Raw genomic sequence first — 12,870 nt, forward strand, 5'->3', positions numbered from 1 at the left:
AGCGATCGAGATGTCACTTCTGTGACATCTCGTGTTTTGCAGTCCCACTCATTCAGATTTGTCATCTTCTTTATCATCTTTTTCCGATGGCTCACCGCTTGTATCTTGTGTCTCAGTGGTCGGTAGTATGCCGTTACCAAAACCAAGCACTTCGACTTCCAGAAAGCTCAGTGCCGCATCCGCCAGCGGCGAATCGCCCGCGTCCTTTTCGGTGGCACTGGCCAGGTTTTCCTCCGCCGACTTGCCCGCATTGCTGGCAAGGCTGCTATCTCCACTCAGACCGGCGTCTAGGTTACTGCTTGCGATTGGTGTACCGAATGACGAGCCGCTGACCTTGATGTTGTCGGCGCCGACGACCTGCTGCGCGCCCAGGAACAAGTTACTGCCCGCTTCGATGCCCGCATCGCCTGCGTCAATCTTGCCCTCAGGAGCCCACAGGTAGGTCGTTCCGGCCTCTACACCGGGGATGGTGGAGACGACGCGAATACCACTGCCGGCAATGGCGCCGCCAAAATCCGCCACCAGGTTACCGTTGCTATCGAAGGTGTAAATCGGCTCCGGCGCGGAGATGGCGCTCTTGGCTCCGCGACCGGCATCGATGTTGCCATGAGAAGACCAGAGCATCAGATCACCACCGCCCAAGGTAAACACGCGCGATTGGTTGACGATAAAGTCCTCGTCCACCATGGCGGACACAGAACCCTGGCGCTGGGCGACGATACCGAGTTGGTCGGGGCCCTTGTTAATACCCAATTCGGATGTAGAAATGGCCAAACCGGCATTCACCAAACCACCGGGAACGGCGAGATTGATATCGCCGCCGTCCTGGGTATAAATGCGGCTCAGATACATGGAAAGATCACCGTCGTAGCCACGGTCGGAATCGAACAGGGTTTCGATGGCCGTGTATCCGCTTTCGTAACTGCCGGTGCCGTCGCTGGCCGCGATACCAGCGGCGTTCAATTCCGCATACAAGGTCTGCATGATCAGCGGGCGCTGCTCAAGCCGTGAAGCGTTCAAGAAAGCCATCATCGCGTCGGCATCGCTGAGATCTGGCTGATCCAATCGCGTGCGCATGTAGGCCGTCAGGTCATTGCGATACGTGTCCGAGTCCACCAGATATTTCTGGATGAAGGCGTCATAGTCCAAACCGTTGGCGACACCCACCAACACGTTGACGTCCGCGCCGCCGTCCGGCAAGGCGCTGTTGGACTGGTTTCCTCGCGTGGTAATGCCGTCGGAGGCGCCGAGGTTGAGGTTGCGGCCGGCAATCACATCAAGACGTCCCGGGCCATCCACCTGTATATGCTCAGCACTTAAGGCAACAGATTGCGTGTAGCGAATATCGCGGCCGGCCTGCACCAGCGTCACATCGTCCGGGTTCACATTCTGCACTGTCAGACCAACGCGATTGATGTCGCGGCCCGCCACCAAATGTGCCTGTTTGGGCAAAGTGAACCGCCCCTTGATATCCCCACTGTTGGCGACTACGTAGACGGGTTCATTATCGTTCTGATGTAAGGGTTCTGCCGCATGAGTATTTATAGCTGCAAAGAAATCGGTAAGATTGGATATCGGCGTGCTCGGGGACGGCAACAATGCCGGATCGTAGTCCGACATCAAAACACCCGTGGTGCCTGTATCAACATTGTTCTCTGCCAGCAACCAGAGACTACTCTGGGAAGATGGCAGCAATATCGCACCATTCGAAACATCCACTGATCCATTCAATGCCACCGTTTTCAGGCTCGGGGGCAGGATAAGGAATGAATTATTATGAATGGCAACGCTGGGAGATTTTGTGTCATCAAAAATCTGTCCATTATTACTTTGCATTGCGACATCGCCACCGAGAGAGATCATCTCGACAAACGCCGATGGGTCATAGATGAGAAATTCCGAATTGTTGTTGTGTAGGGCTGAGCCGTCATTGGGCCGCGGAATCATGGTTGGTTGTATCACCGTCTCCAGTAACAAGTCACCACCCGTCTGCAAATGGAAGCCACCCTCGCCCACGGCCAGCAAGGGATATATCAGTTTCTTGCCATTTATCTTCGATGTGTTACCCGCAGTGGTCAGTGCGCCGCCGGCCTGGATCAGACCTTCGCCCCGTCCAACCAGGTAAACACCGCCTTTAATATCACCGCCAGCCTTCACGCTCAGGTTGCCGCCGCCCCAGATATCGATCATTGAGCGATCGGCACCCGGTGAAGACTGTCTACCTGTAGTTGGAATGGCGGCAGAAAAACTTTCCAGATTGCCACCCGCAGAAAGTCGAATGTCACCGCCACCAAACGCCGCTACGCCCTGTTGAAAGCCGGTGTAATCAACAGCCCAGCGGGTATCGACATAACCCTTACGAAAGCCGAATCCATATTCACCTCCCTGACGCCAGAGCCATGAATTGGGTGATTGATAGCTGATCTGACCAATGAGATCGGCACCGGCCGTGATGGTGACATCTCCCCCATCTTCAGCCCAATTGATGATCTTTCCCGTTTTTTTCGTCACCGTTCCAGAAGGCACCGCGACGCCATCTTTCAGTGCGGGCACACCGGCGGTGTAGATCACTGCGGAGGTATCTTGCAGTTCGACATTTTTTCCGGCCATGACATCAATGGCGCCGTTACCTGTACGAAGTTTGGTGTTCGCGGCCAGGATCACATTGCCGCTATTACCAGTGAGTTGTTCCACGGGCACCGTGGCCAGCACATCCGCACTCTGGTTATTTGCACCACCGACGATACGGTAGGACCAGGAATCATCACCTTGCAGGGCATTGGCACGGAAGCCGTCAGTGAGATTCTTGTCCAACTGCACATCATCTTGCGCCCGCAGCGTCAGCACACCGGGAGTCGTACCATAGCGCCAGGAGGCAAGATCCCATTCATCGGCCAGGGTAATGGAACCGGTGCTGCGTATCTCCAGTCCCGGTGACACGGTCAAACCCAAGATGCCGCCCGGATCCAGAGCCGCGGCGATATCCGCCCCGTGCAGATCCATGAAATCCTGTGTTGCGGTTTTCCAGGCCGCCTGTTGTACAGCATCGATGATCAGGTCGGTGGTAAATGCGTTTACCTTGACCGCCTCGGCCACGACCTGGCCTGCACCCGTGATCGTCCCCGCGATGGGCGCGATAGCCACGCTGTCATCCAGTCCATCGCTGTTACTGTCCCGACGTGCCGCACGCAGTCGCACGCTACCCTGCCTGCCTTCCGCGCCAGCGCTGACATCTATCTGTGAACCGCTATTGACGGTGACGCTACCCTGCTCGCTGGCAAGCAACACAGACCCGCCGCGTTCGCCATCGCCCAGCGCAGTCGCCGTAAGCACGGCACCATCCGCCAGCACCACATTACCCTGCGCATTGAGGTTGATACTGCCACTCTTATCGGCGGCCAGACCGACGTTGCCGTTAACCGTGATGTTACCGTTGGCACTATCATCGGCGGTGAGCACCACATTACGTGCGGACACGCCATTTTCCTCGCCTGCCTCGACCACCATATCGCCGCTGCGCAGACGCACGGCACGACGTTCGGTGAAACCGCCCGCGTTGAGCACCTGGTTCAATTCGGTAAAGCCGCTAGTGCCACTGACGCTGCTGGTCAGTTCACGCGCATCCACATCAAACGAACCCTGATTGAAGCCGGCTTGCGCGCTGCCTTGCAGCGTTCCGTCCAGGGTCACCGTACCGTGATTGCCTTCACCCAATGCCTTAACCGAGATTGAACCGGCATCAGCACCGTTGCCGGCATCGGCACCCGTAACATTAATCACCGAACCGTTTTGTGCAATGACGTTACCGTCATCCGCATCAAGCGTCACCTTGCCGCCCCAGGTGTCCACCGTCACTTCATCGAACTGTTTTGAAATGCCGCTCACGTCGATGACCGAGTCGGCTTTCAATGTCACGTCTCCGCCCGCCGCTTGCGCCTGCAATGCCACCTGGCCGGAGCGGACGCGGATGTTGCCGTTGTGTTCGATCACTCCGCCCTTGATGACCAACGTGCCGCCCAGGTTGCCGGCCTCCGTACTGCCCGCAGACCTGGCGATGGTCACGGCGTGGTCGCCGGCATCGAGGGTGGTGCGCGCGCCGTCACCGGTGGTGAGCAGCGGTGCATCGAGGGTCACATCCGCGGCGACGTTGACCAGGCCTTCGCCCTCGCTACTGATGCGCCGCTCCGCGTTGAATTTCGCCTGCGTATATCCGCCAATGGCGAAATCACCCGCGCCGAATAGCAGTTCGCCCGTGCCGTCGATTTCACTCAGTTGCTCCGAGCCACCCTCGGTCATGACGAGGGCATTCAGGCTCAGCGAACTGCCCTCAACGACCAGAAGTTCTATTGGTGTTGAAACAAGAGGTGTCCGCCCACCTTCAGCGATAGCAACAATTTGAGGTGGCGCAACAGCTGGAACTGGTGGCTCACCTATTGTCAGCGTCACATTGGTGCTAATCGTCAGTGAACCACTTGCTCCAGTTGGATTCGTATTAGCGGTGTTGCTTCCATTAGTGACACCGGCCGCAGTTATAGCAACTTGATCACCATTAGTCTCCGGCGCTGTCAGCCGAATGCTGCCCGCCGTGAGCGTGGTGTCGCCGCCGTGATTCACCAGGCCCGGCGTTTCGAAGGCGAGGCTTTGCAACAAGGTGTTGCCGCCGACATCGGTACCGAAGTTCACGTCGCCGTAGAAATCCACATTACCGCGACTGGTGAGTACCAGTTCGCGCAGGGCCCACTTGCTCAAATCCGTATTGGAAATCGTCAGGCCTTGAGTATTGGCAGGCACGTCACCGAGGCTCACCTTCTCCGCGCCGAGGTTCAGCGATCCGCCGCTGATGTCGAGCGTACCGTCGATTTGCGAGGCGCCGGTGGCGTCCAGCACCATGGATTCGTCGGCGCCGATGGTTGCGCCTTCGGCGATGGTCAACGCGCCCGTACCGTTCCCGCTGTTGGCGCGGCGCACGCTGACCTGATTGGCGGACGAGACGCGCAGCAGAGCGCCGCCGCCGCTGGCACCGGGAGCGGTGACGTTGTCGTCTTTATCCAGGACGTCTTCTTTTCCGATGTACAGATTGGATGCCTGGCCGGAATAGTCGCCCGCGCCTTTCAGTATCACATCGGTTTCCACATGCACCCCGGCTGTCGAAGCCTCGGGGGCATTGGCGTCTTCCACACCGGCGGCGAGAATCAATTCCGGCACTTCCAGCTCGACACCGGACTTGACGGTGACCCGTTCCGCGCCCACGTTGATGCGCACGCCGTCGGCCTCGCTGCTGCGCGTACCGCCGATCAAAATGCTTTGCGCGCCGAAGGCGCTCAGATCGGCAGCGTCGAGCTGTACCGCGGTGGCGGCGGCATCGAGTTGGGTCACGATTTCCAGTTGGTCGGCGACGATGTCCACCTGCGCGCCGCGCCCGCCCGCTGCAGCGTCGGAAATCATATTGCCGTTCAAGGCGATACTGCTGGTCGCGTCGATGACCAGGGTGCCGGCATCCTGCGGCAGGCGCGGGATGGCGACTTCGTCCAGGGCGCCGTGCTCGGGGAGAAATTGGCTCAGGGTGGTTTTGTCGTATTTGGCCAGCGTATTGGCATAGTCACCCTTGCGCACGGTCAGTCCCAGAGTGCGAGAATCGTGCAATGCTGTATTGGCAACGGTCATGCGCGCCGGCACCGCCGCCGTGCCGTCGAGCAAGCGCGTCGAGTGCGACGTGTTGAGATCGCGGTAGCCGTTTTCCATCGTCACCAGATAGGCGCCGGGCAGCAGAGCATAACTCGCGGGCAACAGCGGATAGACGCCTGCTTCAAGTCCGTTGCTGTCTTTCAGGATTTCCACGCTGGCGCCGGCGTCCAATTCCCACGCTTTGAACGCCTGCGCGTCATAGGGCGCATAGCCGTCTTTCAGCCAGGGCAGGATGACGTAGCGGCCATCGGCAATGGCATTGGCGGTGACAAGAACGTCGCGCGATCCGTCGGGGCCGGGCAGGAATTCGTAGGCCACCGCGTCGCCGCCGCCGTGCGCGTCCACCGTGGCGCCGTCTTGAATGTCCACGTTCTGCGCGCGCAGGGTGATGCGTTGTTCGGGGACGGCATCGAATGTTTGCGTCGTTGCGGTAGGTTTATTCGGGTACTGTCTGATGCCCTCGTTGTAAACAGTGATAGTGGATTGACCATCATATTTCCAAATGCTGCCCGCCTGGATGGTGCCGAAGGGCACCTGCTCCACGTTGGCGGCGGTGCTGGTGACGCTGCCCGGCGCGAGGACGACGCTTTGAGTCTTGCCGGCATCATCGGCGCCTAACTGGATTTCGCCGAGCGGCGCCTTGAGCACGCCCTTGTTTTCGATGATCGAGGCATCCAGCGTTATCTTGCCGGCAACAGACAGTACCGGGGAGGGTTCCGCCACGCCCGGCTCGATGACGATGCGCCCCGGAACGACGGCCGCGTCGTCGCTCACATCGGCGCTCGCCAGCGTGAAGCGTGACAAGGTCGTCGGATAGACTTGTGATGCCGTCAGTGTGAGGGTGCCGGCGGTATTGAATCCGCTGGGAAGATAATCTTTCGCAACACTATTGTATTCATCCAGCGCACTGCGCAGGCGAATATCCCCCAGGCTGTTCAAGGCAGTTGTGGAAACCCCCTGCAACGCGGTCTTGCCGATAAGGTCGATCAAATGGGTGTTGCCATCGCCCACCACAAATTGCCCGCTGCCGGCAGTTGCCTGCAGGCCTTTTGCAAGCAATTTATCGTTAGTGATGGTGGCATAGCTTGCGCCCAGAGCGACATAAGGGGCATCCAATATCACCTGTGCCGCTGACACTTCACCAGTGACTGGCTGCACCACGAATTGCGGCGCATCCAGCACAATACTGCGATCGAGATGCAGATCGACATCACCGTCGAACTGAATCATTGGTGCATTAAGAGTCAGGGCATCGAAGCCGCCGTCGGTGAGACCATCGACGTTCAGCGTCGCCTCACCGGTGCTGAGGTCGCCCGATGCAGCGGCATCGGCCGCCTGGGACAGACGAATGGCCCAGCTGCGGACCTTGCCGGTTTGCGGATCGATCGGTTCGGGAAACCCGCGAGCGCCTCGATTACTGGTGGCTCCCGATACTTTTTTTGGATTTAGCGTTACCGATAGTGCCCCGCCGGCAGCACCGGCATCCCGATCAGCATGCCCCAGCAGGGCACCATCCAGACGCATGCCTTCCGTCGCCAACGCTGTAATCGCGCCCGCTGCACTGGCGATGCGTTGCGCACGAATCGGCTGGTCATTTGCAGGCAGATCCAGGGTGGCCGCACTACCAGAGACATCAATGGATGCACCCACATCCATGTCGATACCGCCACCCAGTGCCGTTAGCGTGACCTGGCCCCCTGCCAACACCTCGCCCTGACGCAGCCCTGCTTCATTGGGTTGCAGAAGCGTGGTGCCGGCAACGGACAATTCGGCCTGCTCGCCGAGATGAATGATGCGATCCGCATGATAGTCATTGCCGTCGCTATCCACACTAAGGTCGATGCTGCCCGCCGGCGCACTGATACGGCCATTCACATCGAGCAGACCGCTGGAACTGAGCGCAATCTGCGCCTGGGCATCGGTTTCAATGACGGCCCCGGTCTCCATGCTAAAGGTGGGAAGCGGGCCTGTTGCCGTCGGCTCGCTACTGACGGACAGTGTCAGATTCGTCGGCTGACGCACTGCATCGGGCAATAGCTCAAGATGACTAAATTTCGCTATGTCAGCGCCGCTGGGTTGGCTGCGGAAGCCGGTGTTGAGGACGCGGTTCTGCGCCTTCGGCTGGATCACAGTCCCTTCTTTTATTACCAGATCACCAAGGGTCGCCTCGAGGTTAACCTGGCTGAAGCCACCCTGTCGGAATAGCTGTGGAGAAACGCTGAGCGCCAACCGGGCCTGGTCGATGGCGGTCTGTACCAGGGTCTGTTGTTGCTCCGGGGTCTGGCTACCATCATCGACCAGCATCGGTGCCACCTGTTGCAAAACGGCCAACAGTTGCGGATCCGTGCTGGCTACGCCGGTACCGGCTTGTTCCGCCACCCACTGATCAAGTACCTGCTGTGCCAGTGCCGCTCTTTGCACACTGGACAAGCCACCGAGGTCATTGCGTTGCGCGGCGAATCCCGCCTGACCTTGTACTGCCTCGCCTTCGATGACCAGCGACGGCAGGCGTAGCGTCAGGCTACCGCCCTGTTGCAGGGCGTCGCCGCGCAGGTCCAGGTCCTCGCCTACGCGAATGACATAGTCGCGATTACTGCCGGGCGTCGTGCCAACCTCCAGCTCGCCACCCTTGCCGGCCTTGAGCTTACCGTCGGCCTGTAACCAGGCACCGCCGGAGACATCCAGGTTCACTCTGTCGCCGATGTGCAGTTCGCCGTTGTTGTTGAGCGCGATCTCAATGCGGCCACCATCAGGCAATGCGGGAGTGCTCAGGTCAGCGGCACTGCCGCCATGCACGATCGCGGCGCTGGCATCGTTGCTCCAGGTGCCGCGGGTCGAGAGCGTGACGTCATCGGCGATATTGATCAACGCCTGTTCGCTTGTTGCATTTTGCGCATCGGAATCGATGGCCACGGCGTTGAGACTGATGACACCCGAGGGGGCGTCGATATCGCTCTTGATGTCCACCTGTGCGGCGTTGATTCGCAGCTCCCCGCCGGGCGCCATCGACAGCGGCGTATCCTTGACCAGCGAAACGGTGCCGTTGCTATTAATGCGGCTACGCGTGAAACCGCCCTGCTGGATAAAATCGGTGCTGAGGGTCAGCGTGTTATCCGGCAACAGGGCCTGCTCGCGCAGACTATTGATAAAACCTTGCTGGGCGATCATCACGTCAGGGGTCATGTAATTCTCCCCCTTGATACCCGCGATACCCAACACACCGGGATCACCAATGATCAGTTCACCACCCAGGGGGAGTTGCCCCGATTCACGCTGATTGCGCCCGATGCTGCGCCCGCCAAGCAGATTGCCTTGCAAGCTGGGATCGTAGGCGGTGAAGCTGACCGTCCCGGCGTCCTTGCCATCGATATATCCTTCTTCAAAGCGGCCACGGGCATCGTTACCGCCGAAGATGTGCCAGGTCTGCTCCGTTCCCCATTTGTCGGACTTGCTGATTTGCCGGTAGAGAATACCGTCATACTGCCGGTTGGGATCGGCATCGGCGATGTCATAGGTCTGGCCATCGGCCAGTAGCTTGCTGGTGGCGATGTAACCATCCCGATAGTGCACGGCGCCGCCGGAGACATCGATTTCCGCGCCGCTCTGAAAATCCGCCTTGCCCGTAGAGGCGATAGTGACCGTGCCGCCCGCCGTGCTGCGCTCGGCAACGGTGCGTTGAATGCCGGCCATGGCATTGGTGAGATTGGCGATGGGGATGCGATCGTTATCATCTACGGTACGGATATCGATGTTGACCTTCTGACCGGCGAGGATGCCGTCGCGTTGCAGGGGTGAATCCGCCAGCTCGTTGCCACGCAGCTCGACCTCAATGACGTTGCGTTCCATGGCCAGCTGTGTGGTGACGCCAGATACATCGATGCGACTGCCTGCCTCGATTCGAATGTCAACGCCGTCTTCCTGCACGAGCTGGGCGGTGGAATTCGATGATTTTGGATTGGCGAGCGCTGTCAGATTGACCTCGCCGGACGGCACGACGATTTCACTGCCACTGAGCAGGGTGATAGTGCGTCCCATCACGGTCACCGTGGAAGGCAGGTTATCCTGTTCGTCCACTGCCGTGGCAGCGGCCTTCTCCGTATCAAGCGCGATCGTCGTGTGACTCGCCGCGCCGAAAACCACCGAACCCGTCCTGGCCATATTCGTGCCATCGGCATCCAGCACGATCATGTTTGCACCTTCTGCTATTGCTTTGTCACGCGCCAGCAACCGGATGCTGCCATTGGCGGTCACCGCGCTGGTGGCGGAAATCCGGCCCTGCTGGTTGATGGCCAGACCCGCCAGGGTCACGTTGCCGCGTGGCGCACTGACCGTACCGGTATTGGTCACGTTGCCCATGGACAGGGGCGTACCACCGGTCAATGCCGTGCTCAGTTGATCATTGCTGACGGCGTCGACATCCACCTCCACCAGAAAACCGCGCAGCTCCTGATCAGATTGCAGATAGACCTTGTTGCCCGCGGCCAGGATGGCCTGGCCATCCGGCGTGGTAAGGGTGCCGGCATTGGCGACATTGGCACCCAACAACATGAGACTGCCGTAATTCTGGACGCGCAGATCCGCGCCCGCCGCCACATCGATCACCACATCCAACGGCACGCCATCGGGGTCGGCGACCAAACGACCGGCGGCATCGGCGATCAAGGCGCCGCTTTCGTCGCGTACGGGAATGTTCTGCTCATCAACCCGGAAGCGTCCGGGTTTGCCATCTGCGCCAATGGCGAACAACACCGGGCTGCCCGTGGCATCCACCACCACACCATGCCCGTTTCCTTTAAACGCCGCGGCGGCTTCACCGGCCTCATTGATCGCTGTATTCAGACCCTTTTCAAATACCTGATCCGAAATATCCAGCGACGTCGCCACCAGGGTGTTGACGTCGACGCTGGCATTGGGCCCGAACAGGATGCCGTTGCGGTTATAGAGATAGATCTGCCCGGTTGCCGTTAGATGGCCAAAGATCTGGCTCGGATTGGTCTGATCCCATACCCGGTTCAGGGCCACCGAGGTGCTGTTGGGCTGTTCAAAATGGACGGTATTGTCCGCGCCGACATCAAAACTTTGCCAATTAAGCGTAGCTTTCTGGCTGGTCTGCTCGATGGTCATGGTGTTGCCGACCCGGTACGGTGAACTCACACTGCCGTAGGTAATCCACTGACCGGGTCCACCACTGGCCGTGCATGCACCACTACCGCAAGCACGTGGAAATACACCGCGCGACGGTTCCGCCAGGGCAGTCTGGCTACTGAGGGCCAGGACAATGCTCGCCGACAGCAAAGTGCGCGTGAAATGCGGGCGTTTGCGCCATTTCATCGGTTGCTGGCTGCACTGCGTGCGAAACTGTCTGGTCACCATGATCCGTTCCTTAATTACTTAAATAAGTCGCGCAACTAGAATGCGTATCGCACGGAGGCGTGTACACGCGTGTCGCCCTTTGCCACTGAACCTTCTGCCTTGAGCGCCTTCGCCCAATCCAGATTTACTTCCCAGGTCGATGCCCTGTTCATGCGCAGGCCCAGTCCCACACTCGCCAATTCGGTGTGCGCGTCCGTCCCGGGAAGCGCTTGCTGCACGTGCAAGGCGGCACCATCCCAAAACAGCAGGCCGTCAATGCCCGATGCAGACACCGCCTTATCTCCAGTGCTGCTTTTCAGGAGCGATGGGATAAGCCATTCCACGCGACCGCGCACGGCATCATCACCCAGTGCCTGTGACTCGTGATAACCACGCACCGTGGCCACGCCGCCGGCGGCATATTGTTCGTTGCTGATCAGGGGGGAATTGGCCCACTGTCCTTCCATTTCCAGCTGCAATCGGGTGCCGGCAAACAGGGCTCTGGAATGGGTGACGCCGGCACGCAGAAAGAGGTAGTTGGGCTGCGACTGGGAACGTTTATCCTCGAAGGCTTGCGCATCATTAACGAGGCCGCGCACGCCAAAGCCACTGCTCATGCGATAGCGCGTCATCTGTAACGCTGTCTGTCGGGTACGGCTGAAATCGATGCCGAACGTTGCATAATCGATGGGTGTATTGGTGAGGTCTGCGCCCTGTTGCTGGATGCTTTCGCCAAATTTCTTATAGTCCACCCCCAGACTGAGGCTGTTGCTAAAGGTCTCATCGTCGCGCCACGGAGTAATCCAGCGCAGCCCATAGATGTTGCCGTTACCGATAACGTTGAGATCCCCCAGGGTCGCGGTGTTACTTTCTGAATCCACGGCATAAATGACTACCATGCTCTGCGACTGCGGCACACGGAACAGATAGGTGCCGGACCAGACCTGCACCTCATCCGTTTCTTCCGGTGCGGTCTGGTATTGAATATTCAGACTGTGGCCGCGTTGCCACAAATTGCTGTAACTTACGGAACCGAGTGCACGCCAACGCGAGGTGTTTTCACCATAACGATCGTTGACTTCCAGCTCACCGTGCAACGGCAACTGGTCTTCCACCTTCAGCTCCACTTCCACGGTACCCGGCGTTCGTCCGGGACGCAGGATTGGATTGATGGCGCGTTCCGGAAAGGCGGTACTGGCCTGAGCGATCTGGGTCTGCACGGTGGAGATTTGCAACTTGTTGCCCGGCTCCAGTGCCGTGATCTGTCCGGCCAGCACGCCTGGCAAATAGTAGCGCGAGCCAGTGATGCGTCGTGTCGAAACCCGGCTTTCCGTTACCTTCAACCACACCACCCCATCGCTAACACTTTGCTCGGGAATATCCACCAGCACTGCGGGATAGCCCGCCTCACGATAACGTTGCTCCAGTGCGTGTTGCGCCTTTTCGATATCGGCGAAGACTTTTTCCTCGCCCAGAAAACCATACAGCGTGCGCTCCACATCCTTCACATTCAGCAGCGTATTGCCGCTGACACGAAACTCCCGCACATCGAACACTGGCGCCTTGTTCGCCGAAGCTTGAGTATCCACAGCTTGTGGTGAGTTCATTTCTACCTCCACCGAGGTATCACCGGCATTCGTCGACGCCTCATTCTCGGCCACTGCGAGCGGCGCCCACATGGCACTGCCAAGCATCCACACAGACAGTGAAAATAGTGTCGTGCTGAATGTTGATCGTTTATTGGTCAACAAGAGGCGTTCCTGATATTTTTCCGGCGGTTTTCATTCCGGTGTTTTTATTTCGACTATGTATTGCGAGATGGTTTTCTGAAAA

The 12,870-nt window shown here is 58.9% G+C and carries 2 protein-coding genes; both read right to left on the reverse strand.

The genetic code is table 11. The features are described from left to right. Positions 1-48: 48 nt before the first annotated feature. The gene (locus RRB22_02670; GenBank protein MDT8383295.1) at positions 49-11,058 is read right to left on the reverse strand and encodes a filamentous hemagglutinin family protein; all 11,010 of its coding nucleotides are present in this window, start codon (positions 11,056-11,058) and stop codon (positions 49-51) included. Between the two features lie 35 nt (positions 11,059-11,093). Further along, entirely contained in the window at positions 11,094-12,716 is a 1,623-nt protein-coding gene (locus RRB22_02675; GenBank protein ID MDT8383296.1) for a ShlB/FhaC/HecB family hemolysin secretion/activation protein, read from the reverse strand. Between the last annotated feature and the right edge of the window lie 154 nt (positions 12,717-12,870).

The sequence above is a fragment of the Gammaproteobacteria bacterium genome (genome assembly GCA_032250735.1).
In the GTDB taxonomy this organism is placed as follows: Bacteria; Pseudomonadota; Gammaproteobacteria; order SZUA-152; family SZUA-152; genus SZUA-152.

Coding starts and splice junctions, on each gene's coding strand:
- RRB22_02670 (MDT8383295.1), bottom strand. CDS start 11,058: ATGGTGACCAGACAGTTTCGCACGCAGTGCAGCCAGCAACCGATGAAA.
- RRB22_02675 (MDT8383296.1), bottom strand. CDS start 12,716: ATGTGGGCGCCGCTCGCAGTGGCCGAGAATGAGGCGTCGACGAATGCC.